Genomic DNA, 26,455 nt, shown 5'->3' on the forward strand with positions numbered 1-26,455 from the left:
GGGGCCAGCTACTTGTTGACCACCGTCACCGGATGGGTGTACGGGAGCTCGTCGGCGGGCAGGGGGAAGGTGACGTCCCCGAACGGCGACAACGCGCCGGTGCGGTCGGCAGCGAGCTCGCTGACGGCGTGGTCGTTGTCGCCGTCGAGGGTCGGCCAGCCGGGATCGACGTATCGACTCTTCTGGGATTTGTTGTCTGCCACGGCCCCATTCTGACAGGCGTTACGGCGCGTCGCGACACTGACCGGCTGCTTTAGGCTGGTCAGCAATGAGCAATAACACCCCGCGCCTGCCGCTGGGTGCCTGGTTGGCCGACCTGCCCGATGACCGGCTGGTCCGACTGCTGCAACTGCGCCCCGACCTCACCCAACCGCCTCCGGGCAGTATCGCCGCGTTGGCGGCGCGGGCCCAGGCGCGCCAGTCGGTGAGGGCAGCCGGCGACGACCTGGACTTCCTGACGCTGGCCGTGCTCGATGCGCTGCTGGTGCTGCATGCCGACGCGGCGCCGGTGTCCGCAGCCAAGGTGGCAGCGCTGCTCAGTGACCGCGTGCCCTCGAACGCGCTCTCGGCGGCTCTGCAAGAGCTGACCGACCGCGCGCTGGTGTGGGGCGAGGGAGACCTTCGGGTGGTTGCCGAGGCGCCCGCGGCGCTGCCGTGGCATCCCGGTCAGGTGACGCTGGAGCACGACGTACGCGACGCCCAGGACATCATCAGCGCGGTCGACGGGCTCGACGATGCGCAGCGCCAGCTGCTGGACCGGCTGGTGTCCGGCTCGCCGGTGGGCCGCACCCGCGACGCTGCGCCGGGCACGCCACCGGACCGGCCGGTGCAGCGGCTGCTGGCGGCCGGGCTGCTGCGGCAGGTGGACGACGAGACCGTGATCCTGCCACGAGTGGTCGGACAGGTACTGCGCGGTGAAGAGCCGGGGCCGGTGAGTCTGGTGGAGCCGACGCCCTCGGTGCGTTCGACCTCGATGGCCGACGTCGACGCGGCCGCTGCCGGCGCGGTGCTGGATGTGCTGCGCGAGATCGAGCTGCTGGTCGAAACCCTCGGCGCCGCACCGGTTCCCGAGCTGCGCAGCGGCGGGCTCGGAGTGCGTGAGGTGAAGCGGCTCGCCAAGGTGACCGGCATCTCCGAGCAGCGGCTCGGGCTGCTTCTCGAGCTTGCGGCGTCTGCAGGGCTGATCGTGTCCGGCATGCCGCACCCAGAGCCGCTCGACGGCGACGGGCCGTACTGGGCACCCACCGTGCAGGCCGACCGCTTCGTCGAGTCGCCGCCCGAGCAGCGCTGGCACCTGTTGGCGACGACGTGGCTGGAGCTGGCGTCGCGTCCGAGCCTGGCGGGCCGCCGCGGGCCCGACAACAAGCCGATAGCCGCGCTGTCGCAGGCACTGTTTTCCACCGCGGCCCCGCTGGACCGCCGGCTGCTGCTATCACTGTTGGCCGACTTGCCCGAGGGAGCAGGACTCGACGCCGCGGAGGCGTCGCGATTGCTGCTGTGGCGGCGGCCGCGGTGGGCGCTGCGTCTGCAACCCGGACCGGTCGCCGATCTGCTCGACGAGGCCACCGCGCTCGGGCTGGTGGGCCGGGGGGCGTTGACGTCGCCGGCGCGGGCGCTGATCTCCGGCGCGCCCGACGACGAGACCGTCGCCGCGATGAAGCGCATCCTGCCCGCGCCGATCGACCACTTCCTGGTGCAGGCAGACCTCACCGTGGTGGTGCCGGGTCCGCTGCGCCGCGAGCTGTCCGACCAGTTGGCGGAAGTCGCCACCGTCGAGTCGGCCGGCGCCGCGATGGTCTACCGGATTTCCGAAGCATCGATCCGGCGGGCACTGGACATCGGCCGCACCGCCGCGGCGCTGCATGCCTTCTTTCGTGAGCACTCCAAAACTCCTGTGCCGCAAGGACTTACCTATCTGATCGACGACGTCGCCCGCCGCCACGGGCAGCTACGGGTTGGGGTCGCTGCGTCGTTTGTGCGGTGCGACGACACCGCGCTGCTGGCCCAGGTGGCGGCCGCGCCGTTGGCCGAGGCGGTGCAGTTGCGGTTCCTCGCGCCGACGGTCGCGGTGGCGCAGGCGCCGATCGCCGAAGTGCTCAAAGCGTTGCGCGACGCGGGGTTCGCGCCGGCGGCCGAGGACGCCACGGGGGCGGTCGTCGACCTGCGGGCGCGCGGAGCCAGAGTGACTGACGTCCCGCAGCGTAGGCCGTACCGCAGCCCGCCGCCGCTTGCCGCGCAGACACTGGAAGCGATCGTCGCGATGCTGCGCAAAGTCGCGGCTACTGCGCCCGCGGTGCGCGTCGATGCCGGCACCGCGGTGCTGCTGTTGCAGCAAGCCGTGCGTGACCAGGCCTCGGTGGTGATGGGCTACGTCGACCCGGCCGGGGTGGCCACCCAGCGGGTGGTGTCGCCGATCAGCGTGCGCGGCGGCCAGCTGGTGGCGTTCGACCCGGCGTCGGGCCGGGTGCGCGACTTCGCCGTGCACCGCGTCACCTCGGTGGTGTCGGTGGACGACGGATAAGTTGGTAGACGACGGATAATAGGTGAAATGACCGACGGGCCCCTGATCGTACAGTCCGACAAGACGGTGCTGCTGGAAGTCGACCACGAACTCGCCAACGAGGCGCGCGCGGCGATCGCGCCGTTCGCCGAGCTCGAACGCGCGCCCGAGCATGTGCACACCTATCGAATCACGCCGCTGGCGCTGTGGAATGCCCGTGCCGCAGGCCACGACGCCGAGCAGGTGGTCGACGCGCTGGTCAGCTATTCGCGGTATGCGGTGCCGCAGGCGTTGTTGGTCGACGTCGTCGACACCATGTCGCGCTACGGGCGGCTGCAGCTGGTGAAGCATCCCGCGCACGGGCTGACACTGGTCAGCCTGGATCGCGCGGTGATGGCGGAGGTGTTGCGGCACAAGAAGATTCAGCCAATGCTGGGCGCGCGTATCGACGACGACACGGTGATCGTGCACCCCAGCGAACGGGGCCACATCAAGCAGATGCTGCTCAAGATCGGCTGGCCCGCCGAGGACCTCGCGGGCTACGTGGACGGCGAGGCGCACCCGATCAGCCTGCGCCAGGAGGGCTGGCATCTGCGCGACTACCAGGAGATGGCCGCCGAGTCGTTTTGGGCCGGCGGCTCGGGCGTGGTCGTGCTGCCGTGCGGCGCCGGCAAGACACTGGTCGGCGCGGCCGCGATGGCCAAGGCCGGTGCCACCACGCTGATCCTGGTGACCAACACCGTGGCGGGCCGGCAGTGGAAGCGCGAGCTGATCGCCCGCACGTCGTTGACCGAAGAGGAGATCGGCGAGTATTCGGGCGAGCGCAAGGAGATTCGGCCCGTCACGATCGCGACGTATCAGGTGATGACGCGCCGGTCGAAGGGCGCCTACCGGCACCTGGAGCTGTTCGACAGCCGCGACTGGGGCTTGATCATCTACGACGAGGTGCATCTGCTGCCTGCGCCGGTGTTCCGGATGACGGCAGATCTTCAGTCACGGCGCCGCCTGGGCCTGACTGCGACGCTGATCCGCGAGGACGGCCGCGAGGGCGACGTGTTCTCGCTCATCGGGCCGAAGCGCTACGACGCGCCGTGGAAAGACATTGAGGCGCAAGGCTGGATCGCTCCGGCAGAGTGCATCGAGGTACGGGTCACGCTCACCGACAACGAGCGGATGCTCTACGCCACCGCAGAACCCGAGGAACGCTACCGGCTGTGCTCCACGGCGCATTCGAAGATCGCGGTGGTCAAGTCGATCCTCGACAAGCACCCCGACGACCAGCGGCTGGTGATAGGGGCATACCTCGATCAGCTCGAGGAGCTGGGCGCAGAACTCGACGCGCCGGTGATTCAGGGCTCCACCAAGACCGCCGAACGCGAGGCCCTGTTCGACGCGTTCCGCAACGGCGAGGTGTCGACGCTGGTGGTGTCGAAGGTGGCGAACTTCTCCATCGATTTACCGGAAGCTTCTGTGGCCGTTCAGGTTTCGGGCACGTTCGGGTCACGGCAGGAGGAGGCGCAGCGACTGGGCCGGCTGCTGCGGCCGAAGGCCGGCGGTGGCGGCGCCTACTTCTACTCGGTGGTGGCCCGCGACAGCCTCGACGCCGAATACGCCGCACACCGGCAGCGGTTCCTGGCCGAGCAAGGCTACGGATATGTGATCAAGGACGCCGACGACCTGCTGGGCCCGGCCATCTGAGGGTTCGCGCGACAAAGCCAAGCTACTTCGCGCATGAGCCGGCCGATGGTTCGTGACGTGGTTGTGGTGCGCTGCCGGTCTCACTGCTCGCCGCTGTAAGTAGCAAAGGCCCATGTCAAAGCCCGGGCCAGTCTCCGTTCGTATTGCTCGCGAATGGCCGCAGACCGGGTCATGATCCAGTACGGATGTGGAGGAAACAGCAGATAGGGCACGTCGGGCGGGTCGGAGCGGCGGGTCCGCGGGACCCGAAACGGCCAATCCAGCTGCCGCGCCTGGGGGTAGAGGCGCAACAACGATGCCTTGGCGAACCTGCCGACTCCGATGACGAGGCGCGGCTGAACGATCCGAAGCTCAGCACGCAGCCAGGGCAGGCAGTTCTCGCTCTCGTGGGGTAGCGGGTCTCGATCACCGGGCGGGTGGCAGTGGATCGAGTTGGTGATGAAGAGGTCGGTCTTGTCGACGTGGGCCCGCTTGAAACACCGGTCGAGGACGGCGCCACTACCACCGTAGAAGGGCTCCTGTGTTTTCATGCACGCACGGCATAGGGCCTCGCCGACGATCACCACCGGCGAGTCGATCGAGCCGAAGCCGGGTGCGGATTCGGTCACTTCGGGGATATTCAGGCGATCGGGGTGAACGCACTTGCGGCACGCCTTGATTCTGCGGTCGAGGGCAATCTTCTGCCGCTGCCGATGGTCATAGCTGCGGGGCGTCACGGCAGTTGCCGAAGCTCACCACCGAGCAGCGTGGCGATGACGGGCTCTAGCCGGTGCCGGGTCATGTCGCTGACACGACGTGATTTCGGTCCGACCGACTCATCGGCGTAGAAGTACAACAATCGCGTGCCGTCGGCGTGCTTCTGCTGAGCCAGCTCGCGCGCCTGGTCGATTGGGAACATCCACACGCTGTCGGTGGACATGTCGACGCACGCGAGCCACTGCGCCTTGCAGTCATCGGGAAACGACCAACTGAGCAGCAACTTGCCCGTGCCACCAGCGGGCTTTGCTGCCTGATTCGTCTTGACCTGGATCGTGGCTGCCGATTGGTGGCCGGGCACGTACATCACCAGGTCGATGCCTGAGTCGGTGGTGAGTCGGGCACTGTCGATGCCCTGCTTGAGTAGTTGGTATTGCACCAGCAGCTCACCGGCTGCGCCTATTGCCTGGGTGCCCAACTTGACGGCGGCCGTCATTTTTCCTCCGTTCAGCGGGCGCATCGGCAGTCGGCAGACGTCGGCCCGCGTTGGTTTTCGACATTGTGCGCTGACGGACCGACTCGTTGTCGCTTGCATTGCGGTTTCCATCGACTTCAAGCCCCGCGACCGACTCGAACCCGTATTCGGACTGCGATCGCGTCCACTGGCGGTCTTTGAATTCATCGGCAGGCGGAAGGGCTTGTCAATCAGAACCTTTCAATGACCGCGGTTTGTCAAGCTCTGTGCTAGCGCAGCCCGTGTAGGTTCACCCTCGTGGCTGACCTGATGAACCGCCAGATCGTCCTGCGCCGCCGCCCGACGGGACTGGTGCAGCCCGATGACACCGAACTCGTCACGGTCCCGGCGCCCGAGCCCGCCGACGGTGAGGCGCTGGTCCGCACCACCTACGTCGGCATCGACGCCGCCGTCCGAACATGGCTCAACGACCAACCGGGCTATCTGCCGCCAGTGCAGCTGGGCGAGGTCATCCGGGCAGCCGGCATCGGTGAGGTCGTCACGTCCCGGTGCCCGGCATACCAGGTCGGCGACATCGTCACCACGCTCACCGGCTTCCAGGAGTACGTGCTCATCCGCGACGACATCTTCACCACCCCGATCCCCGGCGAAACCGACCAGCTCGCGATCATGTCGGTGTACGGCCCGACTGGCGCTACCGCCTACTTCGGCATGACCGACATCGGCCGGCCGCAAGCCGGTGAAACCGTCGTCGTCTCGGCTGCCGCAGGCGCCACCGGGTCCATCGCGGGCCAGATCGCCAAGATCGCCGGCGCCCGGGTGGTCGGCATCGCCGGCGGACCGCACAAGTGCCAGGCCGTCGTCGACGACTTCGGCTTCGACGCCTGCATCGACTACAAGCACGACGACGTGCCCGCCGCGCTCAAGCAACACTGCCCGCGCGGGGTGAACGTGTACTTCGACAACGTGGGCGGCCCGATCCTCGACGCGGTGCTCGGCCGGCTCGCGCACAAAGCGAGGGTGGTTCTCTGCGGTGTCATCTCCAGCTACCTCACCGGTGAGCACCCAGGCCCGGCCAACTACGTCAACCTGCTCGCCAAGACCGCACTGATGCAAGGGTTCAACGCGCTCGACGAATGGGGTCGCTTCGACGAAGCGTTCGCCGCGCTTCGCCGATGGGAGCACGAGGGCCGACTTGTCCACCGCCAGACCATCTTCGACGGCATCGAGTCGTGCGTCGACGCGCTCAACGGACTGTTCATCGGCGCCAACATCGGCAAGACGCTGGTCAAGGTCAGCGAGCCGGCGACGGTCTAACTCAGCGCCGGAATCACCTCACGTTCGAACAGTTCGATGCCTGAGCGGTCGTAGGCCGCTTCGGGGAAGTACACGATCGCATACTCGCATCCGAGATCGCGGATGGACCGCAGCTTCTCGATGACCTGCTCGGGTGTTCCGGTCGCGGCATCGGTGCCCGTCGCGGCAAGCATCGCGTCGGTCGCTTGCTCACCGACGTGCGCAACCAAGCGATCGCGGATCCGGTTCATGCGATCTTTGACGTCCGCCTCCGAATCACCAAGTACGCCTGTGAAATTCGCCGAGCGCACGATCGCGTCGAAGTCCGTGCCGACATCGCGGCAGTGCTGGGCGAGGATCTCCGACTTACGCTTGAACGCATCCGGCTCGGGCGTGTAGTTGGTGTACTGCGCATACTTGGCCGCGATCCGCAGGGTCTTCTGCTCTCCCCCGCCGGCGATCCACAGCGGAATACCGTTGGGCTGCAGAGGCTTCGGCTGCACGATCGCTCCGTCGGCCTGATAGTGCTTGCCGGAGAACGTCACGACGCCGTCGCGCCATGCGTCGCGCATGATTTGCACACCCTCGTCGAGCCGGGCCAGTCGCACACCGACTGACGGAAACCCGTAGCCGTAAGCGCGCCACTCGTGTTCGTACCATCCGGCGCCGATGCCCATCTGCACGCGGCCACCGGAGATGACGTCGACGGTTGCGGCCACCTTCGCCAGGTAGACGGGGTTGCGGTAACTCATCGCCGTGCACATCTGGCCGAGCTTGATCCGCGACGTCGACGCCGCGTACGCGGCCATCAGGCTCCACGCCTCATGGGTGGCCTCGGCCGTCGGCACCGGCACGGTGTGGAAGTGGTCGTACACCCACAACGAGTCCCACGCCCCCTCGTCGGCATAGCGCGCGAGGCCTGCCATCACCTCCCAATGCTGCTCGGGCGGAATGCCGACCAGATCCAGACGCCAGCCCTGCGGGATGAACAGCCCAAAATGCATATCTGCAGACTCTAGGTGCCCACAGGCGGGTATACCTAGATGTCGAAGGCGAAACCCATGCTGACCATCGTGATCGTCGTAATCGTGGCCCTGCTCGCAGTGGGGTTGGTAATCGAAGAGCTTTTCCGCCTGCGGGATTGGTTGAACAGGCCGCCGCGCAGCAAGCCACCTGATGAGTGAGTCCGGTAAGTGGCCGCGACTAGCCTGTTTCGTATGGCACTGTCGAAGCAAGAACGTGAAGAATTCCTGGCCCAGCCGCACATCGCGGCCTTATCGGTGAGCAATGGCGCTGATCGCGGACCGCTCACAGTGCCGATCTGGTACCAGTACACGCCGGGCGGCGAACCGTGGGTACTGACGGGCGCGGGCTCGCGCAAGCACCGGCTGATCGAGGCGGCAGGGTTCTTCTCGCTGATGGTCGAGCGGCTGGAGCCCACCGTCCGGTACGTGGCGGTCGACGGTCCGGTCAGCCGAATCGAGCCCGGCACCGACGAGCAGCTCGTCGAGATGACCAAGCGCTATCTGGCGCCCGAGAAGGTCGAGCCCTATCTCGAGTTCGCCCGCCGCGAGCACGGTGACAGTGTGGCGATCTATCTCAAACCGCAGCACTGGCTCTCCGCGGATCTGGGTCAGGCGTGACGTGAGCTCGCGGCACACTCTCTTCCGGATCTTCTATCGGCTCGGCTTCACGCCGTGGGACGGCCACCCGATTGCAAGCAGCCTGCAGCAGCTGGTCGCTGAACTTGCACCCGGCTCTGCCCTCGATGTCGGCTGCGGTACCGGCGACACCGCGATCTATCTCGCCGAACACGGATGGCGGGTCACCGCAATCGATTTCGTTCCCAAGGCCGTCGAGACTGCTCGCGCAAAAGCCCGTCAGCGCAACGTGACCGTCGACATCCGCCACGCCGACGCGACCCAATTGTCGGACGAAAACCTGGGCACCAGATTCGACTTGATCGTCGACAACGGCTGCTTGCACGGCATGAGCGACGCCGACCGTGACAGCTACGTCCGTGAAATCACGGCAGTGGCAGCTGCGCAGGCACGCCTGCTGCTCATCGAGTTCACTCCGGGCGGCTCGTTCGCGGTCCCGGGCATCGCACAGAACGAAATCGAACGACGCTTCGCCGACGACTGGACGCTGGTGCGGACCGGCGACGAATCGTGGGCGAAGAACCTGCGCTTCTACCTACTTCAGCGCCGCTGAGTTCTTCCGCAGTTCACGCAACGCCTGAGCCCAAGCCGCGACTTCGTCGAGCATGCGGTGCAGCACCGACTCTCGATGCTCCGCAGGGGTGAACCGCCCGGGCTGCGTGACGTCGTCGAGCTCGAAGTCGGTGAAGAGCCCCAGCGACACCTGGCTGCGCACACACGCGACCTTGACTTCGGCCAGTGTGAGCCGCAGGTGCTCGACGGCCCTTGTGCCGCCGTCGATTCCGTAGCTCACGAAGCCGGCGGCTTTGTCGTTCCACTCGGCGAACAGGTAGTCGATGGCGTTCTTCACCGCCGCGGGCATCGAGTGGTTGTATTCGGGGACCACGAACACGAACCCGTCGAAGGATCCGATGGTGTCGGCCCAACGGCGGGTGTGCTCGGCGCTGTAGCTGCCGATCGCCGCCGGCACCGGTTCGTCGAGCAGCGGCAGCCCGGCGTCGGCGATGTCGACCAGCTCGACCTCGACCGGCCGTCCTTCGAAATGCGCACGCGCACAATGCATAACCCAGTCCGCCACCATTGCGGCACGTCGGCGCGGACGCGTGCTGCCGACCACGATCGCCAGGCGCAGCGGAGCGGCTGTCTCGGCGGACATCAGGATCGTCCTCCTTACAACATCGGTTGTAGCTATTACAATGACTATTGTACTTCGACTTTTCGAGGAGGACACATGTCGACGCCGGCTACCGACGGCGAGGTGACCGTGTTGGTGGAGTTCGACCTCGCCGACCCGCCAAACGCCGAAAAGCTGGCCAACGACCTGGCCGACACCATCGCCGAAACTTTCGCGGAGCGCGACGGATACCTTTCGGCGACGCTTCTGGTCAGCACCGACGGCAAGCGCCTGGTGAACGTCGCGCGCTGGGCATCAGAGCAACAATGGCGCATGGCCACCCAGAGCCCCGACCAACAGTCACCGCCGGCGAGTCCCGGCGAGGACCCGAACTGGTTGCAGCGCCGCAGTGTCGACGAACCAGCGGCCCGCGTGCTCGCGCAAGGCGGTGCGTCGTTAGAGCGCGTGACCGCCTTCAAGGCGGTGCGCACCGTGACACCGGACCGCTGAGCGCCGATGCCGTCGCCACGACCCGACAAACAGCGTGCTCTCTTGGACGGCGCGCTGCGGGTGTTCGCGCGTGACGGCTACAGCCGCGCCAGCATCGAGGCTATTGCGGACTCGGCACGGGTATCGACCAGAACCATCTACAACCACTTCGACGACAAGGCCGCCCTGTTCCGCGCGGTGATCATCGACAGCGCTGAACGCACCGCCAACCATCAGATCGAGATCGTGCGCCGTCATCTCGCCCGCATCGTCGATCTCGAGGAGGACCTGGTCGAGTTCGGCATGGCATGGTCAGCGCCCGACCCCGCGACCGCAACCCATTTCGCGTTGGTGCGGCAAGTCCTCGCGGACATTGCCCACATTCCCGACGACACCATCGAGGCATGGCAGCGCGCCGGTCCGGAACGCGTGCGCGCCGAAATCGGTGTGCATCTGCGCCGCATCGCCCGGGCGGGCATGCTGGACATCCCACCCGGCAAGCACGCGGAACTCCTCGCCGCACACCAGCTTGTCGCGCTCACCGCAGGAGTGGTCGACCGCCCGGGACCCCCGCTGTCCAACCGGGCCCGGCAGCGCGCAGTGCGCGCCGGCGTGCGAACCTTCCTCCACGGCTACGGCGTGTGATTTCGGTGCGATTCCAGGCGCTGAGCGCCGCGAATCGCACCGAAATCGCTCAGCTGAGGGAGGCTGGCGGAGTGAAGCGGTCGCCGTACTTGGCCGCGAGCTCGCGTGCCCGTGCGACGAACGCTTCCTTGCCGCGGCCGGCCGGACCCTCGTAGCCGACGATGAACTGCGCGGTGCCGCCGGTCCACGGCGGGAACCCGATGCCCATAATCGAGCCGATGTTCGCATCAGCGGTCGAGGTGATCACACCTTCATCCAGACACTTCTGCGTCTCGAGTGCCTCGGCGAACAGCATCCGGTCGATCATGTCCTGCAGCGGCGGTTTCGACGACCCGGAGTTGAACGTCTCGCGCAAGCCCGGCCACAGCCCGACCCGCTTGCCGTCGGCGTACTCGTAGAACCCGGCGCCCTTCAACCGACTCGGCCGGCCGATCTCGATCATCTTGTTGACGACGGCCTCGGCTGGGTGCGGCTCGTAGGTGCCGCCGGCCGCCTCCACGCCCTTGCGGGTCTCGGTCGCGATCTTCTGCATCAGCTCGAGGTTGAGTTCGTCGGACAGCTGCAGCGGCGGCGCCGGATAACCGGCCTGCGAACCGGCATGTTCGATCGAAGCCGGTTCCACGCCCTCCCCCAGCATCGCCAGCGCCTCGTTGACGAACGTGCCGATCACCCGGCTGGTGTAGAAGCCGCGGCTGTCGTTGACCACGATCGGGGTCTTGCCGATGGCCAGCGTGTAGTCGAACACCCGGGCCAGTGCCTCGTCAGAAGTCTTCTCGCCCCTGATGATTTCGACCAGCGGCATCTTGTCGACGGGTGAGAAGAAGTGGATGCCGATGAAGTCCTCTTGGCGCTTGACTCCGGTTGCCAGGCCGGTGATCGGCAGCGTCGAGGTGTTGGACCCCAGTAGCGCGTTCGGCTCGACGACGTCCTCGATTTCCTGGAACACCTTGTGCTTGAGCTCCTGGTTCTCGAACACCGCCTCGATGACGAAGTCCACGCCGGCGAGGTCGGCGACGTCGCCAGTCGGCGTGATCCGGTCCAGCAGCGCCTTGCTCTTCTCCTCGGTGGTCTTACCCCGTTGCAGCGCCTTGGCTTCCAGCTTTTCGGAGTAGCCCTTGCCCTTCTGCGCGGCTTCCAGGCTGACGTCCTTGAGCACCACGTCGAAGCCGGCTTTCGCTGAGACATAAGCGATTCCGGCGCCCATCATCCCGGCACCCAGCACGCCGATCTTCTTCGGCTTGCTCTGCGGGATGCCTTCGGGCCGCGAGCCACCCGAGTTGATGGTCTGCAGATCGAAGAAGAACGCCTGGATCATGTTCTTGGCGATCTGCCCGGTCACCAGCGACGTGAAGTAGCGGCTCTCGATGCGGCTGGCGGTGTCGAAATCCACCTGTGCGCCTTCGACAGCAGCATCGAGGATCGCCCGCGGCGCCGGCATCGGCGCGCCCTTGAGTTGCTTCTTCAACAGCGCGGGGAACGACGGCAGGATGGACGCCAACGCCGGCGACGACGGTGTGCCGCCGGGCATCTTGTAGCCCTTTTGGTCCCACGGCTGCGTGTGCGCATCGGGATTGGCTTTGATCCAAGCCTTGGCGGCAGGCACCAATTCGTCGACGGAGCCGACGATCTCGTCGATCAGCCCGATCTCTTTGGCCTTATCCGGCTTGAACCGGGTGCCCTGTGACAGCACCTCCATGAACGCCTTTTGGATGCCGAACATCCGCACGGAGCGCGTAACCCCGCCGCCTCCTGGCAGCAAGCCCAACGTCACCTCCGGGAAGCCGACCACCAATCCCTTGACGTCGGCGGCGATGCGGTGATGACACGCCAGCGCGATCTCCAGACCGCCGCCGAGCGCAGCTCCGTTGATGGCCGCGACGACCGGCTTGCCCAGGGTCTCCAGCGTGCGCAGATCGCGTTTGATGTCCTCGACCTCGGTGAAGATCTCGCCGGCGTTCTCGGGGCCCGCCTGAATCATGTGCTTGAGGTCGCCGCCGGCGAAGAAGGTCTTCTTGCCGCTGGTGATCACCACGCCGGTGATCGAATCCTTCTCTGCGACAAGGCGTTCGACGGCCTTGTGCATCGACTCCTTGTAGTGCTCGTTCATCACGTTGGCCGAGCCGGTGGGGTCGTCGAGCGTCAGCGTGACGATCCCGTCGTCGTCTTTGTCCCACTGAATCGTGTTCTCTGCCATGCTCTTAAACCCTTTCGATGATGGTGGCCACGCCCATGCCGCCGCCGACGCACAGCGTGATCAGCGCGCGGCGTGCACCGCGGCGCTCCAGTTCGTCGACCATGGTGCCGGTGATCATCGCGCCGGTGGCCCCGAGTGGGTGGCCCATCGCGATCGCGCCGCCGTTGACGTTGAGCTTCTCGTCGGGAATGTCGAGGTCCTTCTGGAACTTCAGCACCACCGACGCGAACGCCTCGTTGAGCTCGAACAGGTCGATGTCGTCGACGGTCAGCCCGGCGCGGTCGAGCACCTTGCGGGTGGCCGGAGTAGGACCGGTGAGCATGATCACCGGGTCGGAGCCGCTGGTGGCCGTGGCCACGATGCGCGCCCGAGGCGTCAATCCCTGTGACGTACCAGCCTTTTCGCTGCCGACGAGCACCAGCGCCGCGCCGTCGACGATCCCGGAGCTGTTGCCGCCGGTGTGAACGTGGTTGATCTTCTCGACCCAGTGGTACTTCTGCAGCGCCACGTCGTCGAACCCGCCCATCGAGCCGATCCCGTCGAACGCCGTCTTCAGCTTGGCCAGCCCTTCCATCGTGGTGTCCGGCCGCATGTGCTCGTCGTGATCGAGGATCACCAGGCCGTTCTGGTCCCGCACCGGCACCACGGACTTCTCGAAGTAGCCGCCGGACCAGGCCGCAGCCGCCTTCTGCTGCGACCGCAGCGCGTACGCGTCGACGTCCTCGCGCGAAAAGCCCTCGATCGTCGCGATGAGGTCCGCGCCGATGCCCTGCGGCACGAAGCCGATCCGGTAGTTGGTCTCTGGGTCGGTGGCCCAGGCCCCGCCGTCGGAGCCCATCGGCACCCGGCTCATCGACTCGACGCCGCCGGCCAGTACCAGGTCGTCCCAGCCGGAGCGCACCTTCTGCGCGGCGGTGTTGACCGCTTCCAAACCAGAGGCACAGAACCGGTTGAGCTGCACGCCGCCGGTGGTGTCGGGCAGTCCCGCGGCCAGCACTGCAGTGCGGGCGATGTCACCGCCCTGGTCACCCACCGGGGAGACGACGCCGAGGATGACGTCGCTGATCAGCGTCTCGTCCAGGTCTGGGTAGCGCCGGCGCAGCTCGTCGATCAGGCCGGTGACCAGGTTGATCGGCTTGACCTCGTGCAGCGATCCGTTCTTCTGCTTGCCACGGGGGGTGCGGATGGCCTCGTAGATGAAGGCTTCTTCGGACATGACTGATTCCTCTTCAGATGTAGTGAGGGCGGCACATCGAGCAGGCCGGCTCCCAAGAGCGTAGACCTCTGACACCGCAGCCTATCAGCGGCGCAAACCAACCTGTTGGTTGGGCCACTGAGCAGCCACAACTGAGACCGAGCGCGGCTAGCCGCGCGCGCCAGCGTCGGAGTCGCGCAAGGCGTCTTGCAGGCGATCGAGCGGATCGCCGCGGCCCGGCTCCAGGCGCAACACCGGTGGCTGGCCTTGCCCCGGAAGCCAGTCGGGATCGATGCCGCCCGATGCGCCTGACGCAGCCGCGGGCGGAGGCGGTGGAGGCGGAGGCACAGGTGGCGCGTCTACCGGGGACGGCGGCGGAGTGGGTGATGGTGCAGCGCGCAGCGCGTTGATCTTGCCGAGGAGCCGGGCGGCGGCGGCGTCGCGGATCGCGCGGCGTGTGGGGTCAGGGTCGGAGTTTCCAGCGAAGCAGCCGACGGGGGCAGCGTCCACCGCCGCGAGCGCGTCGCGGTACCGGTGTTCGGCCACCGCAGCGTTGCCGTCGCGGGCCGCGGTGTCGCCGTGAGTTTCGCGCACCAACTCCAGGTCGACGCGCACCGGACAGGACCGGCCGGCCGGGGTGGTGGCCAAGATTGCACTCAATCGCGCGTCGGCCTCTTGCAGGTTGCCGTTCAGCGCTGCGGAATCGGCCGCCCAGAATGCCGCCCGGTCCGGCTCGACGATGTTCACGAATTGGGCAATCTCGAGGTGGTGGCGCAGCCCATCGGGGTCACTGCGGGCCAGGTCTGCGGTCGCAGCGTGGCCGGCTAGCACCACCGAGATCAGCTTGACGGCAACGCATATCGCAACGAGGAGCACCGGCGCCGAGTAGGCCAGCAGCCGACGGCGCAGCCGTAACCGCGACGGCCCGGGCAGTGCGGTCACTGGTCGACCTCCACGCGCACGACGCGACTGCGGCGGTAGTGCCGGATTGTCAGGTAGATTTCGCACAGGATCAGAGCCGCTGCCATCAGCGAAAGGGGCCAATACAATTCGACGCGCTCGGAGGATGCCGCGCTCACATTCGCCCGCGGGACCGACGACAGCGCCGTCGTGAGGCTCTGGCCGCTGTCGCGGTGAATGTAGGGCACGCCGAGTTGTCGGGCGATCGACGTCAGACGGGCCTCGTCGATGCCGAATCGCAGCGGGGCGCCGCCGGGCGACTCACTCAGGTACGTCACAGTGCCACCGACAATTTCACTGGGCACAGGGCCGCCGTCCGGTGTGCCGTAACCCAGCACTGCGCCGCCGGCGAGGGGAGCCGATCCGATGTCGAAACGGCCCTGCGGTGCACGCGAACCGGCGGCGCCTGAACCGAAGTAGAACACCACGTTCGGCGCGCCTGGGAACTGCCGGGCGGACTGCTCGAGCTCGTAGCGCAGAATCCCGCTGCCCGCAGCCGCATTCGCGTCGTAGAGCGCCTCCAGTGACGTCGACGGGTACGACGACAATGCGGCAATCTTGGGTTTGAGACTCCAAATGTCTTGCGACAGCGGCCAATCGAGATCTGAGTCTGCGGCGAATGAAATAATCGCGAACCGTGCGCCTGGATACCGCTCGACGAGTTCGCTCATGTCCCGGCGGATGCCCGCCATACGCGCGGCGCCCTCGCCGTAGTCCTCGATTCTCGACGCGGCAGATCGGTCGACCACGAAGAACACGTTGGGTGCGGTGTCGGCCGACGAGCTTTGAGGTGCACCACCCCCGACGACTGGGCGCGCGGCGGCGAGAACCAGCAGCAGCATGGCCAAGGTCAGCCCGCTCCAGCGCAGCAGCACAGCGACCAGATGGTCACGGCCACCTCGCCGTAGCGCGTGCCGCACGGAGATGAGGCGGACCGCCACGATCACGATTGCGCACACCACCAACACCACGGCGGGCAGCACCGGCTCGAATTTCATCTCTGCGACACCGCCAGCGAGCCGCACAGCAGCGCGGCCAACACCACGGCGGCGATCAAGGCCGCGTCTGGCCTGTCAGTCATGTGCGTTGCACCGATCCCAGGACGCTCGGTGATGCGGTCGAGCACCCGGGTCAACTCCGGATTGGTCCCCCCGGCCAGATCGGCCTCGGCGCCGGCGGCGCTGTAGGTGTCGAACGTGCCGCCGGTGGCGGCGGCCACCGATCGCAGGCTGTCGACGTCGGCGGTTGGCGCGAGCACGCTGACCCGAACTCCAGCCTGCCGCGCCATCTGCGCGATCTGGTCGGACCGAAACAGTGCTGGCCGTTGCTCATCGGCGTCGCGAATGCCGTTGTCGCCGAGGAAGATCAGCGAGCGCTGCGGCGATGCCCCGGACGGGGGGAAACCCGCCAGACACAACGCAAGCACGTCCTCGACGCTGCGCGCATAGTCGACGTACTGCATTGGCGCATCGAATTCAGCTGTGCGGGAACGTAATTCGAGAGTCTGCGCGGGCGAGAGCTGACCCTGCCGCTGCAATGCGGCGAGCCTGGCGTAGCGCGAGAAGGTGTCTGCGGCGTATCGGTAGTCGCGGGTCAGCGGTACGACCCGCAGGCTCGACGAGGTGAGACCGATCCGATCGTCGTCGAATCGCGATGTGCGGTGCGCGAAGTAGTTGAGCAGCCCGGCGGTTGCCGGATCCGTCACGGGCGCGCCGACACAGACCATGACGTCGCTCGCCGCGGATTCCTCGGGTGCGAGCGGGCGCGACCCGGCCAGCACAGCCGCAGCGAACACGCCGGTCAGCAACAGCACCGCGGTCAGCACCGACCACAGCTGGCGGCGCACCACGCGGGCATACTCCGGCAGCCGCGTCACCCGGTCGAGATGCGCGAGGGCCCGTAACCCGTTGCGCTGCAAGGCCGGCCGCTGCGTAATCGCGAACGCGACAACCGCACCCAGCCCGACGAGCCCGACGACCGCGACCGCCCACCACTTCAGCTCCACGACTGGATCAACTCCTCAGCGCGGCGCCCGACGTCTCGGACGTCGACCGTGCTCGCGGTGTTGAACTGCGCATCGTCGAGCGCCGAGATCAGCGGCGCGGCCGGGGCCACATCACTGGACGCCAGCTGCCCCGCATGCAGATAGCGCACGTGGTCGCCGATGCGCAGGGCCAGGAAGCTGCGCAGGGTGCGTCTCAGCGTGGCGGCGGCCTGTGGTGTCGCGAGCGTTCCGGCCGCGTGCGCGTCGATCACGCCGCTGATGGTCCGGCTGAACCGGCGCCGGATGACGTAGGAGTGCACGTCGCGGATCAGCGGAATGCGCTGCAGCGTCGACGAAGGCAGCGTCCAGACCACAACGGCTGTGCACCAGGCGACGACGGCAACCACCAGCAGCACCCCGAGCAGCAGCCACCACCACGAGTACGGTCCCGGCCCGCCGAGATAGCGCAGCAGATCACCGGACACTGCCGAGCCTCCTGGTCATGTCGACGACTTTGGCGCGGATTTGCTCGGTGCCGCGAATCTTGGTGTAGGGGATCGCATATGACGTCATCAGCTCGTGGAGGCGCTGCGCGCGCTGTTGCTCGGTGCGCCGATACGCCGAGACCAGCCGACGATCGGCGGCAGCGGCGCCGACCAGGTATTGGCCGTCAGCCACGTCGTAGGCGTCGACCGCCTCCGCCAGCGGAGGCATATCCGAGACCATCGCCCACATCAGGTCGTGGCGCCCCGCGAGCCGCGCAAGCACGTCCGATAACCGATCGTCGACGTCGGGTTCGTCGGAGACGACGACGATCATCAACCGGCGGCGGTGAGCGGCGGCCACGTATGCCAGTTGGGTGACGATGTCACTGCGGCCGGGCCGCCCGCACGCGTGCCGGTAGAACCGATCGAGCAGGCTTTCGATGTGCGTCTCGCCGCGGCCGTTTCCGGTGGTGGTGTAGCCGCGGGCATCGCCGAACACCATGCTGATTTCGTCGAGGCGGCCGAGCGTGATCTGACCGACCGCCCCCATGACGGCAAGGGCGATGTCGCGCTTCGGTTCTGCGCTGGGGGCCAGTGCGGACATGTTGCGGCCCGCGTCGGCCACCAGCAGCACCTTGTGGTGTTTTTCCGACACGAATCGCTTGGTCAGTACCGTGCCGGACCTCGCTGACGCCTTCCAATCGATGTCGCGTACGTCGTCACCGGGCACGTAGGGCCGCAACTCGTCGAATTCGAGAGTGCGGGTGTGCAGCAACGCATAGCGGCCGCCTTCGAGCAGTCCACGGGTGTCGGTGCCGAAGTGCAGCCGGGCGTAGTTGAGGTACTTGCCCACGGTCCCCTACGGCACTCGCACCGCGCGCAGCACCGCGTCGACGACGTCGTCGGCCGTCACCTTCGCGGTGACCGCCTCGAAGCCGAGGATCAGCCGATGACGCAGCACCCGGTGTGCCAGTCGCTGGATGTCCTCCGGCAGCACATGGTTGCGGCCGGACAGCACGGCCAGTGCGCGCGCGGCCGTGCAGAACGCGATCGTCGCCCGTGGGCTGGCCCCGTACTCGATGAGCCGTGCCAACTGCGCGGGTAGCACCCCATCCGGGTTGCGGGTGACCGCGACGAGCTCGCTGGCGTAGGTCATCAGCACCGGGTCCATGTGCACCCTGCGCACGACGGCTTGCAAGCGGCGTACGTCGTCGAGGTCGACCACCGGCTGCGCGCGGCGCGACTTGTCGTACACGCCGGCGTCGATGCGGGTCATCACCTCGACCTCTTCCTGCGGAGAGGGGTAGCGCAGCACCTCCTTGAGCATGAAGCGGTCGGTCTGGGCCTCCGACAGCGGATACGTGCCCTCCTGGTCGACCGGGTTCTGGGTGGCGATCACCAGAAACGGCTCCGGGATGGGATAGACAGTCCCAGCGATCGTGGTCTGCCGCTCCTCCATCGCTTCGAGCATCGCGCTCTGGGTCTTGGCGCTGGAGCGGTTGATCTCGTCGAGCAGCAGGATGTTGGTGTGCACGGGCCCGAGCTGGGTGGCGAAGGTGTGGGTTTCTGCCTCGTAGATCTGGGTGCCGACGATGTCGCTGGGCAGCAAGTCCGGTGTGCACTGCACACGCTGAAATCCCCCGTGTACCGACTCGGCGAGTACTCGAGCGGCGGTGGTTTTGGCCAGGCCGGGCACGCTTTCGAGCAGGATGTGTCCGCCGGCCAAAAGCCCGATCAGCAGCGACTCCCGCAGATTGTGCTGGCCGACGATCTTCGCGTCGAACGCGCGGGTCAAGGCAGTGACAACGCGGTTTGCGTCTGCCATGCCAACGTTGTTGTGCTGCGGGCGTGCGGCGGTCATCGATTCCCGTTTCGTCGTCATCGTCGGCTCGCGCTGTGGCGCGGCGTTGCTGGGCAGGCTCGCTGGCTGAACCGTGCCCCGTGGATGAGGCGGCAAATGTGGCCGGGCGCAGGCCGCCCGGCGAGACCGTCGCCATTGTAGGCGCGCAAGATAGGCGGCTATGACGGTCGCGCGGTTGGCACCCTTCGCCACCACGGTGTTCGCGGAAATGTCGGCGCTGGCAGCGCGGATCGGCGCGGTGAATCTGGGGCAGGGCTTTCCCGACGAGGACGGGCCGCCGGCGATGCTGGAGGCCGCCCGGCAGGCGATCGCCGACGGGGTCAACCAGTACCCGCCCGGGCTGGGCATCGCGCCGCTGCGCGAGGCGATCGCCGCCGACCGGCGGCGCAAGTTCGGCACCAGCTACGACCCCGACAGTGAGGTGCTGGTGACGGTCGGGGCGACCGAGGCCATCGCCGCCGCGGTGCTCGGCCTCGTCGAGCCCGGCTCCGAGGTGATCCTGATCGAGCCGTACTACGACTCGTACGCGCCCGTGCTGGCGATGGCCCAGGCGCAGCGTGTGACCGTTCCGCTGGTTTTCGACGGCCGCGGTTTCGCATTCGACGTCGACGCGCTGCGAGCAGCGGTGACGCCCGCAACGTCGGCGATCATCGTCAACTCTCCGCACAACCCGACCGGGACCGTGCTCAGCGAGGCGGAGCTGTCCGCGATCGCGGAGGTCGCGGTGGACGCCGACCTGCTGGTGATCACCGACGAGGTCTACGAACATCTGGTGTTCGACGATGCGCGCCACGTTCCGCTCGCGACGTTTCCCGGCATGGCCGACCGCACCGTCACCATTTCCAGCGCCGCGAAGATGTTCAACTGCACCGGCTGGAAGATCGGCTGGGCATGCGGCCACGCCGACCTGATCGCCGGGGTGCGCGCCGCCAAGCAGTTCCTCTCCTACGTCGGCGGGGCCCCGTTTCAGCCCGCGGTCGCGCTTGCGCTCAACACCCAGCAGGACTGGGTGCTCGGTCTACGAAAAACTCTGCAGGACAGGCGAGATCGGCTCGCAGCGGGACTGACCGAGCTGGGCTTCGAGGTGCACCACAGCAACGGCACTTACTTCTTGTGCGCCGACCCGCGTCCGCTCGGCTACTCCGACAGCAGCTCATTCTGTGCCGAGCTGCCGCATCGGGCCGGTGTCGCCGCGATTCCGTTGTCGGCGTTCTGCGACCCCGACGGGCAACACGCCGCAGCGTGGAACCACCTGGTGCGCTTCACGTTCTGCAAACGTGACGACACCCTCGACGAGGCGCTACGCCGGCTGGCGGTGCTCCGAAGCTAGCGGCCCCCTCGAGCGTGCGATTTCGTAGGCGAAACGCCGAGGGGGGTATGCGAATTCGCACAGTCGGCGGACGATTGCCCGATAGTTCGTCACCATTGACATGGGGCTATGGGCCGGCGCAGACTGCGGCACCATGGTTCCGGTTGTGGTGCATGCGGTCGTCGGCGTTGCCATCGTCGCGCTGATCGTCGGGTTGAATCCGCACATCTTCAAGCAGTCGGTCACCCCCAAAGTGTCGGCGCTGGAGGCGATCTACTACCTCGCTGGCATCACCGCGACAGTGCTGGGCTACTACTTCATCGTCCGGTTCACCGACGAGTACGCGCAGGGTTCGGTGCACAATCCGTTCTGGGGACCGGGCAGCTTGGCCGACTTCATCCGGCTCGGATACGTCAACCCGGCCGCCAGCAATGCAAGCCAGGACTACACGATCATGAGCGTGGTGCTGCTGCCGTTGTTCACCATCGTCGACGGCCGACGGCGCGGCATCCGACATCCCTGGCTGTATTTCCTGCTGGTGTGGACCCTGAGTTCGGCCTTCCCGTGGGCGTTCTACCTCGCGACGGTGGAACGGCAGCGTCGCGCCAACGCCGTTCGCGAAGCCGCGCTGCAGACGTAATCGCTTACGGTGCTTCAGGTTTCGCGGGCACCGCCCGCTCGCCGAGCACCCGCCGGCGCAGGCCTTCGGTCGCCACGTCGAGCACCTGCTTCTTGGCCCGCCTCATCAGGAACTCCGGGATGGGCGCGCGCAGCTCCATCGTGATGTCGAACCGCACCCTCGTCCCGCCGCCCTCCGGACGCAACGTGTACTCAACGTGCTGGGCGTGCTGATTGAACGTCTCCTCGGCGTCCCAGACCATCCAGTCCCGGCCCCAGTGGTATTCGAGCACTTCCTTGTCGGTGATGCCCATCAATTTGTAGTGGACCTTGACGTGGTGGGGCCGGCCGTCCTCGTAGGTGTCGAGCACCTCGACACGCTTGTGCAGCGGCGACCACGACGGCACGGATTCCACATCGGCGAGCGCATCGAGGACCGCCTCCGGAGGAGCATCGATCACGATTTCCCGCGACGCGCGCACAGCCACGAGTTCGAGGGTAATGACCTCCCCGCGGTTGGCAAGCCGAAATCCAGCTAACCCGCTACCAGCCGATCTCGTCGAGCGGTGTGGTGTGGGCAGGCGGCGGTCCGAAGTCGGCTGCCGGCGTTCGCGAGAAGCGCGGTGCAGGTGCTGCCTGGTCGAAACCGTTGCGGTGCACGATCGTCGAACGCGCGCGCAGGTGTTCGTTCTGCGCCGCCTCGCTCCATGTCAGCACCGGCGTGACGCACGCGTCGGTGCCGGCGAAGATCTCCGTCCACTCGTCGCGCGTCTTGCTGGCGAACCGCTCGGTGAACAACTTGCGCATCTGCTCGAAGCCCGCTGGGTCGAGTTGGTGCGGCAGGTCCTCCCCCGCCAAGCCGAGACCGTCGAGCAACTGGGCGTAGAACTGCGGCTCGATCGCGCCGACGGCCATGTACTTGCCGTCCGACGTCTCATAAGTGCGGTAGAACGGCGCGCCGCCGTCGAGCAGGCTGGACTCGCGCTCGTCGGAGAGCGAGCCGACGGCCTTCATCGTCCACTGCATCTGCGCCAGGATGCTGACTCCGTCGACCATCGCGGCGTCGATCACCTGGCCCTTGCCGGACTTCTCCCGCTCGTAGAGCGCCGCGACGATGCCCAGCAGCACCAGCATCGAGCCGCCGCCGAAGTCGGCGACCAGGTTCATCGGCGGCAGAGGCGGGCGATCGCGGTAGCCCATCGATCCCAGTGCGCCGGTCTGCGACAGATAGTTGATGTCATGCCCGGCGGTCAGCGCCAACGGACCGTCCTGACCCCAGCCCGTCATCCGCGCGAAGATCAGCCGCGGATTGACCGCCGCGCAGTCGTCGGGACCGATGCCCAGTCGCTCACAGGTGCCCGGACGAAACGGGTCGAGCAGCACGTCGGCCTTGGCGACGAGATCCAGCAGCTTCTGCGGTTCGCTTTTCACGTCGAGGTCGACGATCCGCTTGCCGCGGTGCATCAGATCCCGGTCCTCGCGCGGCATCCCGGTGCTGCCGGGTCGGCGCACGCGCACCACGTCGGCGCCCAGGTCCGCGAGCACCATCGCCGCATGGGGTCCCGGTCCGATACCGCCCAACTCGATTACTCTCACCCCGGCCAGGGGTCCGCTGTTGGTCACGCCAGCAGACTATCGGCCGCCCTTTTTCACCGACAGGACACGCTTGCGTAGTCCGTCGGTTGCGTCGTTCATCGCACCCTTGATGGCCCGCTTCATCACGAAGCCGGGGACCGGAATCGCGGGTTCGACGGTCAGCTCGAATTTCACCCGCGTCTTGTCGCCCTCGTCGGTGAGCGTGTAGCTGGCGTCCTGCCTCTTCTGCTGTTTCGAGCTGACCAGCGACCAGCTGACGACGTCGTCGGTCCACGTGTATTCGACTTCGCAGTCGTCGGTGATGCCCGCCGACTTCACCTTCATCTTGACCCGGTGCGGACGGCCGTCGTCGGTGGTGTCGACGATCTCGACCTTCTGTTGGGCGGACGACCACTCCGGGGCGGACTCGACGTCCGTGATGACGTCGAGCACCTCTTGCTTGCTCGCCTCGATGACTACTTCCTTGGTTTCGGTGATCGCCATGCCCGGACCGTAGCGTCGAGACTGCGGTGAGATCGCCGATTCGCGAGTATTCGCGATCTGGACGCAGCGTCAGCGCCGCAAACCCTGGCCCAGCCGCAGCGCCGGCAGCAGGAAACTGCGCGGCGCGAACCGGCCGCCGATGCCGACGATCTTGGGCACCAACCCGGGCACCACGCTGCGTTTGCCTTCGAGCATGCCGGCGATCGCAGCCTCGGCCACGTCATGCGGGGACACCTGCGCGATCCCGACGCTCCACTGCTGCGCGTCGGCGATGTCGGCCCATTCGGTGGGGACTGGGCCCGGACACAGCACCGTGCACGAGACTCCGGTGCCGTGCAATTCCTCATGCACGGCCTCCGAGAAGGTCTGCACGAACGCCTTGGTGCCGGAGTACACGGCCATGCCGGGCAGCGGCTGGAAGCCCGCCACCGAGGCGATGTTGAGCACGGCCCCGGCGCCGCGCTCCACCATGCCGGGCAGCGCGGCGTGAGTGAGCTCCATCAGCGCCAGCGCATTGAGCACCACTTCTTCGCGTTCGCGTTCGATCGGCAGCGTGTAGAACGGTCCGCTGGTGCCGAACCCGGCGCTGTTGCACAGCCCGGCAACGGGGTCACGTTGGACCCGCTCGACCAGCTGGGCGCGGGCCGCGTCGTCGGCCAGATCGAGCGGCAGCACGTCGACGCGCACCCCGTGTGCGTCGCGCAATTCGTCGGCCAGCTCGACGAGCCGGTCCTGCCGGCGCGCCACCAGCACCAGCGGATAGCCGCGGCTGGCCAGCCCGCGGGCGAGTTCGGTGCCGATCCCGGAGGACGCGCCGGTGATGACGACGTTGGTGTCGGCGCTTGGCTTCGGAAGACTCATGGCTGACCTCTACCAGTGGATCCCGCGCGTGGCCTTGACGAAGGCCTCGCTGCGTCTGCTGAATTTCGGTTTCTCCTGGGCGGATTCGTCGCCCTGCGCGGCCGCCGAGTCGTCGAACATCGCGAATGCGCGATTGCGCACGAAGTCCATCAGCATCGGGTTCACGGCGTCGGCGAACGACGCGAATTGGCCGAACGGTGGGCTCACGCGGCGCGGCCGGTGCACGATCGCATCGGCGATCACGCCGGCCGCTTGCTCAGGGGTGAGCGTGGGGAACTTGTCGTAGACCTTCGTGGGGCTGATCATCGGCGTTTTCACCAGCGCCATGTAGACGGTCGTGAATCTCACGCCGTCGCTTACGGTTTCGGCCTGCAGCGAGTCGCAGAGCGTGTCCAGCGCGGCCTTGCTGGCGATGTAGGCGCCGAAGCGCGGAGCCCTGGTCTGCACTCCCGCCGACGACAGGTTGATGATGTGGCCGAATCCGCGTTCGCGCATGCCGGGGACGAACTTCAGGATCAGCTGCACTGCGCCCAGGTAATTCAGCTGCATGGTGCGCTGGTAGTCGTGGATGCGGTCGTAGGACAGCTCCAGCGAGCGCCGGATGGAACGCCCGGCGTTGTTCACCAGGATGTCGACGCGGCCCAGGTCGGCGAGCACTTTGTCGGCCATGTCCGCGATTGCGTCCGTGTCGGTCAGGTCGCATGGGTAGACGTGCGCGGTGCCGCCTGCGCCGGTGATGTCCTCGGCTACCGCTTCGAGTTTCTCGCGGGTGCGGGCCACCAGCACCAGCTCGCCGCCGGCCTTTGCCACCTTCTTCGCGGTGGCCTCACCGATGCCCGACGAGCCGCCGGTGATGAGGATGATCTTGTCGCGGACCGCGTCCTCGAGGGTGTGGCCGGTGAGCGCGTCGACGATGTTCTGCAGATAGAACGGCCGGTACCGCCCCGCCGAGTTGGGGGTGTTGAGCAGGTTCGATACCGCCGAAAACGGCTTTTCCACCAGGCTGGCCAAATCGCCGAGATTCATGCAGCAGTGGCTGCCCGCAACGCGCCGTCATCAAACGTACGACACCGCTTCGACGCCGCAGTAAATCCGCGCGGAGGTGGGTCAACCGGTCCGCTCGGCGCGCTGATACGCGCTCACCACCACAGCGCCGCCCAGGCCGATGTTGTGTTGTAGTGCGGCGCTGACGTTCTCGACCTGCCGCGCGTCGGCCTGACCCCGCAGCTGCCATGTCAGTTCCGCACACTGCGCCAGCCCCGTCGCGCCCAGTGGGTGGCCCTTGGAGATCAGCCCGCCCGACGGGTTGACCACCCACCGTCCGCCGTAGGTGGTGTCGTTGTTGTCGATGAGCTTGGGTGCTTCCCCTTCGCCGCACAGGCCCAGGGCCTCGTACAGCAGGAGCTCGTTGGCCGAGAAGCAGTCGTGCAGCTCGATGACCTGGAAATCCTCCGGGCCCAGCCCTGACTGGTCGTAAACCTGTTGTGGCGCAGCCACATTCATGTGGTACCCGATCAAGCCCTTGGCGGTTCCGTCGAAGCTGTCGGCGAAGTCGGTAGTCATGGCCTGCCCGACGATCTCGACGGCCTGGCCGCTCAAGCCGTGCTTGTCGACGAACTCCTCGGACGCCAGGATCGCGGCACCGGAGCCGTCGGACGTCGGCGAACACTGCAGCTTGGTCAGCGGGTCGTAGATCATCCGCGACGCCAGGATGTCGTCGAGCGTGTAGGCCTCCTGGAACTGGGCGTACGGGTTGTTCACCGAGTGCTTGTGGTTCTTGTAGCCGATCTTTGCGAAATGCTCTGCGGTGGAACCGTATTGCTGCATGTGTTCGCGGCCGGCCGCCCCGAACATCCAGGGCGCCGGCGGAAATGCCAGGTCGAAAATCCCGGCCATCGCCTTGATGTGCTTCTCCATCGGCTATGCGCGGTCGTCGTAGGTGGACGCGAGCGAGCCGGGCTTCATCTTCTCGAAGCCCAGCGCGATGGTGCAGTCGGCCAGCCCGCCGCGGATCGCTTGGGCGGCCAGATACAGCGCCGTCGAGCCCGTCGAACAGTTGTTGTTCACGTTGACGATCGGGATGCCCGTCATCCCCAGTTCGTAGAGGGCCCGCTGCCCCGACGTGGATTCGCCGTAGACGTAGCCGACGAAGCCCTGCTCGACCTCCCGGTACTCGATGCCGGCGTCGGCCAGTGCGTTGGTGCCGGCCTCCCTGGCCATGTCCGGATAGTCCCAGCCTTCCCTGCTCACGCCATCTCGCTCCTCGCGTGCGCGGCCGGGTTTCTCGAACTTCGTCATCCCGACACCGATGACGTAAACCTTGTTGACCACGGCG

Annotated in this window: 28 protein-coding genes and 1 pseudogene; 10 read left to right on the forward strand and 19 right to left on the reverse strand. The window is 66.9% G+C overall.

The window, feature by feature from the left end:
* Positions 1-8 precede the first annotated feature (8 nt).
* On the reverse strand, positions 9-203 hold the full coding sequence (locus AC5Y39_RS15315; RefSeq protein ID WP_500019100.1) for a hypothetical protein: 195 nt from the start codon (positions 201-203) through the stop codon (positions 9-11).
* A 65-nt stretch (positions 204-268) separates the two neighbouring features.
* On the opposite strand from AC5Y39_RS15315, the gene AC5Y39_RS15320 reads away from it, so the two are divergent.
* Together AC5Y39_RS15320 and AC5Y39_RS15325 are read left to right on the forward strand one after the other, a co-directional pair.
* Positions 269-2,521, forward strand: coding sequence for a helicase-associated domain-containing protein (locus AC5Y39_RS15320; protein ID WP_500019098.1), 2,253 nt, complete (start codon positions 269-271; stop codon positions 2,519-2,521).
* A gap of 27 nt (positions 2,522-2,548) precedes the next feature.
* On the forward strand, positions 2,549-4,198 hold the full coding sequence (locus AC5Y39_RS15325; RefSeq protein WP_499914036.1) for a DNA repair helicase XPB: 1,650 nt from the start codon (positions 2,549-2,551) through the stop codon (positions 4,196-4,198).
* A gap of 80 nt (positions 4,199-4,278) precedes the next feature.
* On the opposite strand, the gene AC5Y39_RS15330 is transcribed toward AC5Y39_RS15325, so the two are convergent.
* Positions 4,279-4,914 (reverse strand): uracil-DNA glycosylase, encoded by a 636-nt coding sequence (locus AC5Y39_RS15330; RefSeq protein WP_500019096.1) that lies wholly within the window; start codon positions 4,912-4,914, stop codon positions 4,279-4,281.
* On the reverse strand, positions 4,911-5,390 hold the full coding sequence (locus AC5Y39_RS15335; RefSeq protein ID WP_500019094.1) for a hypothetical protein: 480 nt from the start codon (positions 5,388-5,390) through the stop codon (positions 4,911-4,913). Before AC5Y39_RS15335 ends, AC5Y39_RS15330 begins: the two co-directional genes overlap by 4 nt.
* A gap of 276 nt (positions 5,391-5,666) precedes the next feature.
* Here AC5Y39_RS15335 and AC5Y39_RS15340 point away from each other — a divergent pair, with 276 nt between their 5' ends.
* Complete coding sequence (locus AC5Y39_RS15340) at positions 5,667-6,686, forward strand: NADP-dependent oxidoreductase (RefSeq protein ID WP_500019092.1); 1,020 nt, start codon at positions 5,667-5,669, stop codon at positions 6,684-6,686.
* On the opposite strand, the gene AC5Y39_RS15345 is transcribed toward AC5Y39_RS15340, so the two are convergent.
* The gene (locus AC5Y39_RS15345) at positions 6,683-7,669 is read right to left on the reverse strand and encodes an LLM class F420-dependent oxidoreductase (RefSeq protein ID WP_500019090.1); all 987 of its coding nucleotides are present in this window, start codon (positions 7,667-7,669) and stop codon (positions 6,683-6,685) included. The genes AC5Y39_RS15340 and AC5Y39_RS15345 overlap by 4 nt on opposite strands.
* 57 nt (positions 7,670-7,726) lie before the next feature.
* Between AC5Y39_RS15345 and AC5Y39_RS15350 the strand changes: the two genes are divergently transcribed.
* From AC5Y39_RS15350 to AC5Y39_RS15360, 3 genes are read left to right on the forward strand one after another with little or no spacing between them, the layout of a single operon-like run.
* Positions 7,727-7,849 (forward strand): hypothetical protein, encoded by a 123-nt coding sequence (locus tag AC5Y39_RS15350; protein ID WP_499906759.1) that lies wholly within the window; start codon positions 7,727-7,729, stop codon positions 7,847-7,849.
* 33 nt (positions 7,850-7,882) lie between these two features.
* On the forward strand, positions 7,883-8,308 hold the full coding sequence (locus AC5Y39_RS15355) for a pyridoxamine 5'-phosphate oxidase family protein (protein WP_500019088.1): 426 nt from the start codon (positions 7,883-7,885) through the stop codon (positions 8,306-8,308).
* A 1-nt stretch (position 8,309) separates the two neighbouring features.
* A complete protein-coding gene (locus AC5Y39_RS15360) occupies positions 8,310-8,879 on the forward strand; it encodes a class I SAM-dependent methyltransferase (RefSeq protein WP_500019086.1) in 570 nt (189 codons plus the stop codon).
* Here the strand turns inward: AC5Y39_RS15360 and AC5Y39_RS15365 are convergent.
* Positions 8,862-9,482 carry an NADPH-dependent FMN reductase gene (locus AC5Y39_RS15365; protein ID WP_500019084.1) on the reverse strand — a complete coding sequence of 207 codons (621 nt, stop codon included), beginning with the start codon at positions 9,480-9,482 and terminating at the stop codon, positions 8,862-8,864. The two genes, AC5Y39_RS15360 and AC5Y39_RS15365, sit on opposite strands and share 18 nt — an antisense overlap.
* Positions 9,483-9,557: 75 nt before the next feature.
* Between AC5Y39_RS15365 and AC5Y39_RS15370 the strand changes: the two genes are divergently transcribed.
* Positions 9,558-9,950, forward strand: a complete 393-nt coding sequence (locus AC5Y39_RS15370; protein WP_500019082.1) for an antibiotic biosynthesis monooxygenase — start codon at positions 9,558-9,560, stop codon at positions 9,948-9,950.
* A 6-nt stretch (positions 9,951-9,956) separates the two neighbouring features.
* Entirely contained in the window at positions 9,957-10,574 is a 618-nt protein-coding gene (locus AC5Y39_RS15375) for a TetR/AcrR family transcriptional regulator (protein ID WP_500019080.1), read from the forward strand.
* 49 nt (positions 10,575-10,623) lie between these two features.
* On the opposite strand, the gene AC5Y39_RS15380 is transcribed toward AC5Y39_RS15375, so the two are convergent.
* From AC5Y39_RS15380 to AC5Y39_RS15415, 8 genes are all read right to left on the reverse strand, one after another.
* The gene (locus AC5Y39_RS15380) at positions 10,624-12,768 is read right to left on the reverse strand and encodes a 3-hydroxyacyl-CoA dehydrogenase NAD-binding domain-containing protein (RefSeq protein WP_500019078.1); all 2,145 of its coding nucleotides are present in this window, start codon (positions 12,766-12,768) and stop codon (positions 10,624-10,626) included.
* 4 nt (positions 12,769-12,772) lie between these two features.
* The gene (locus AC5Y39_RS15385) at positions 12,773-13,984 is read right to left on the reverse strand and encodes an acetyl-CoA C-acetyltransferase (RefSeq protein ID WP_500019076.1); all 1,212 of its coding nucleotides are present in this window, start codon (positions 13,982-13,984) and stop codon (positions 12,773-12,775) included.
* Between the two features lie 147 nt (positions 13,985-14,131).
* Positions 14,132-14,905 (reverse strand): hypothetical protein, encoded by a 774-nt coding sequence (locus AC5Y39_RS15390; RefSeq protein ID WP_500019074.1) that lies wholly within the window; start codon positions 14,903-14,905, stop codon positions 14,132-14,134.
* Entirely contained in the window at positions 14,902-15,921 is a 1,020-nt protein-coding gene (locus AC5Y39_RS15395) for a VWA domain-containing protein (RefSeq protein WP_500019072.1), read from the reverse strand. The genes AC5Y39_RS15390 and AC5Y39_RS15395 overlap by 4 nt, the downstream gene beginning before the upstream one ends.
* Positions 15,918-16,928 (reverse strand): hypothetical protein, encoded by a 1,011-nt coding sequence (locus AC5Y39_RS15400; protein WP_500019070.1) that lies wholly within the window; start codon positions 16,926-16,928, stop codon positions 15,918-15,920. Before AC5Y39_RS15400 ends, AC5Y39_RS15395 begins: the two co-directional genes overlap by 4 nt.
* Entirely contained in the window at positions 16,919-17,392 is a 474-nt protein-coding gene (locus AC5Y39_RS15405) for a hypothetical protein (protein WP_500019069.1), read from the reverse strand. The genes AC5Y39_RS15400 and AC5Y39_RS15405 overlap by 10 nt, the downstream gene beginning before the upstream one ends.
* A complete protein-coding gene (locus AC5Y39_RS15410; RefSeq protein WP_500048255.1) occupies positions 17,382-18,245 on the reverse strand; it encodes a DUF58 domain-containing protein in 864 nt (287 codons plus the stop codon). Before AC5Y39_RS15410 ends, AC5Y39_RS15405 begins: the two co-directional genes overlap by 11 nt.
* A 6-nt stretch (positions 18,246-18,251) precedes the next feature.
* Positions 18,252-19,253 (reverse strand): AAA family ATPase, encoded by a 1,002-nt coding sequence (locus AC5Y39_RS15415; RefSeq protein ID WP_500019066.1) that lies wholly within the window; start codon positions 19,251-19,253, stop codon positions 18,252-18,254.
* A 160-nt stretch (positions 19,254-19,413) separates the two neighbouring features.
* Between AC5Y39_RS15415 and AC5Y39_RS15420 the strand changes: the two genes are divergently transcribed.
* Together AC5Y39_RS15420 and AC5Y39_RS15425 are read left to right on the forward strand one after the other, a co-directional pair.
* The gene (locus tag AC5Y39_RS15420) at positions 19,414-20,583 is read left to right on the forward strand and encodes a pyridoxal phosphate-dependent aminotransferase (RefSeq protein WP_500019065.1); all 1,170 of its coding nucleotides are present in this window, start codon (positions 19,414-19,416) and stop codon (positions 20,581-20,583) included.
* A 133-nt stretch (positions 20,584-20,716) separates the two neighbouring features.
* On the forward strand, positions 20,717-21,202 hold the full coding sequence (locus tag AC5Y39_RS15425) for a DUF2834 domain-containing protein (RefSeq protein ID WP_500019064.1): 486 nt from the start codon (positions 20,717-20,719) through the stop codon (positions 21,200-21,202).
* 4 nt (positions 21,203-21,206) lie between these two features.
* On the opposite strand, the gene AC5Y39_RS15430 is transcribed toward AC5Y39_RS15425, so the two are convergent.
* The 6 genes and pseudogenes from AC5Y39_RS15430 to AC5Y39_RS15455 form a co-directional block, all read right to left on the reverse strand.
* Positions 21,207-21,668 carry an SRPBCC family protein gene (locus AC5Y39_RS15430; RefSeq protein ID WP_500019062.1) on the reverse strand — a complete coding sequence of 154 codons (462 nt, stop codon included), beginning with the start codon at positions 21,666-21,668 and terminating at the stop codon, positions 21,207-21,209.
* A 55-nt stretch (positions 21,669-21,723) separates the two neighbouring features.
* Positions 21,724-22,803 carry a CaiB/BaiF CoA transferase family protein gene (locus tag AC5Y39_RS15435; protein ID WP_500019060.1) on the reverse strand — a complete coding sequence of 360 codons (1,080 nt, stop codon included), beginning with the start codon at positions 22,801-22,803 and terminating at the stop codon, positions 21,724-21,726.
* 9 nt (positions 22,804-22,812) lie between these two features.
* Entirely contained in the window at positions 22,813-23,259 is a 447-nt protein-coding gene (locus tag AC5Y39_RS15440; protein WP_500019058.1) for an SRPBCC family protein, read from the reverse strand.
* A gap of 69 nt (positions 23,260-23,328) precedes the next feature.
* Positions 23,329-24,120, reverse strand: a complete 792-nt coding sequence (locus tag AC5Y39_RS15445) for an SDR family NAD(P)-dependent oxidoreductase (RefSeq protein WP_500019056.1) — start codon at positions 24,118-24,120, stop codon at positions 23,329-23,331.
* Positions 24,121-24,129: 9 nt separating this feature from the next.
* The gene (locus tag AC5Y39_RS15450; RefSeq protein WP_500019054.1) at positions 24,130-25,146 is read right to left on the reverse strand and encodes an SDR family NAD(P)-dependent oxidoreductase; all 1,017 of its coding nucleotides are present in this window, start codon (positions 25,144-25,146) and stop codon (positions 24,130-24,132) included.
* 81 nt (positions 25,147-25,227) lie between these two features.
* Positions 25,228-26,418: pseudogene (locus AC5Y39_RS15455) on the reverse strand (lipid-transfer protein).
* Positions 26,419-26,455 lie beyond the last annotated feature (37 nt).

Source organism: Mycobacterium sp. NGS39, from assembly GCF_059812765.1.

Bases quoted from the DNA above. Each gene is read 5' to 3' on its own strand.
- AC5Y39_RS15440 (WP_500019058.1), bottom strand. From the start codon at position 23,259: ATGGCGATCACCGAAACCAAGGAAGTAGTCATCGAGGCGAGCAAGCAA.
- AC5Y39_RS15375 (WP_500019080.1), top strand. From the start codon at position 9,957: ATGCCGTCGCCACGACCCGACAAACAGCGTGCTCTCTTGGACGGCGCG.
- AC5Y39_RS15420 (WP_500019065.1), top strand. From the start codon at position 19,414: ATGACGGTCGCGCGGTTGGCACCCTTCGCCACCACGGTGTTCGCGGAA.
- AC5Y39_RS15325 (WP_499914036.1), top strand. From the start codon at position 2,549: ATGACCGACGGGCCCCTGATCGTACAGTCCGACAAGACGGTGCTGCTG.
- AC5Y39_RS15415 (WP_500019066.1), bottom strand. From the start codon at position 19,253: ATGACCGCCGCACGCCCGCAGCACAACAACGTTGGCATGGCAGACGCA.
- AC5Y39_RS15450 (WP_500019054.1), bottom strand. From the start codon at position 25,146: ATGAATCTCGGCGATTTGGCCAGCCTGGTGGAAAAGCCGTTTTCGGCG.
- AC5Y39_RS15385 (WP_500019076.1), bottom strand. From the start codon at position 13,984: ATGTCCGAAGAAGCCTTCATCTACGAGGCCATCCGCACCCCCCGTGGC.
- AC5Y39_RS15355 (WP_500019088.1), top strand. From the start codon at position 7,883: ATGGCACTGTCGAAGCAAGAACGTGAAGAATTCCTGGCCCAGCCGCAC.
- AC5Y39_RS15350 (WP_499906759.1), top strand. From the start codon at position 7,727: ATGCTGACCATCGTGATCGTCGTAATCGTGGCCCTGCTCGCAGTGGGG.
- AC5Y39_RS15335 (WP_500019094.1), bottom strand. From the start codon at position 5,390: ATGACGGCCGCCGTCAAGTTGGGCACCCAGGCAATAGGCGCAGCCGGT.
- AC5Y39_RS15370 (WP_500019082.1), top strand. From the start codon at position 9,558: ATGTCGACGCCGGCTACCGACGGCGAGGTGACCGTGTTGGTGGAGTTC.
- AC5Y39_RS15345 (WP_500019090.1), bottom strand. From the start codon at position 7,669: ATGCATTTTGGGCTGTTCATCCCGCAGGGCTGGCGTCTGGATCTGGTC.
- AC5Y39_RS15395 (WP_500019072.1), bottom strand. From the start codon at position 15,921: ATGAAATTCGAGCCGGTGCTGCCCGCCGTGGTGTTGGTGGTGTGCGCA.
- AC5Y39_RS15425 (WP_500019064.1), top strand. From the start codon at position 20,717: ATGGTTCCGGTTGTGGTGCATGCGGTCGTCGGCGTTGCCATCGTCGCG.
- AC5Y39_RS15445 (WP_500019056.1), bottom strand. From the start codon at position 24,120: ATGAGTCTTCCGAAGCCAAGCGCCGACACCAACGTCGTCATCACCGGC.
- AC5Y39_RS15365 (WP_500019084.1), bottom strand. From the start codon at position 9,482: ATGTCCGCCGAGACAGCCGCTCCGCTGCGCCTGGCGATCGTGGTCGGC.
- AC5Y39_RS15380 (WP_500019078.1), bottom strand. From the start codon at position 12,768: ATGGCAGAGAACACGATTCAGTGGGACAAAGACGACGACGGGATCGTC.
- AC5Y39_RS15320 (WP_500019098.1), top strand. From the start codon at position 269: ATGAGCAATAACACCCCGCGCCTGCCGCTGGGTGCCTGGTTGGCCGAC.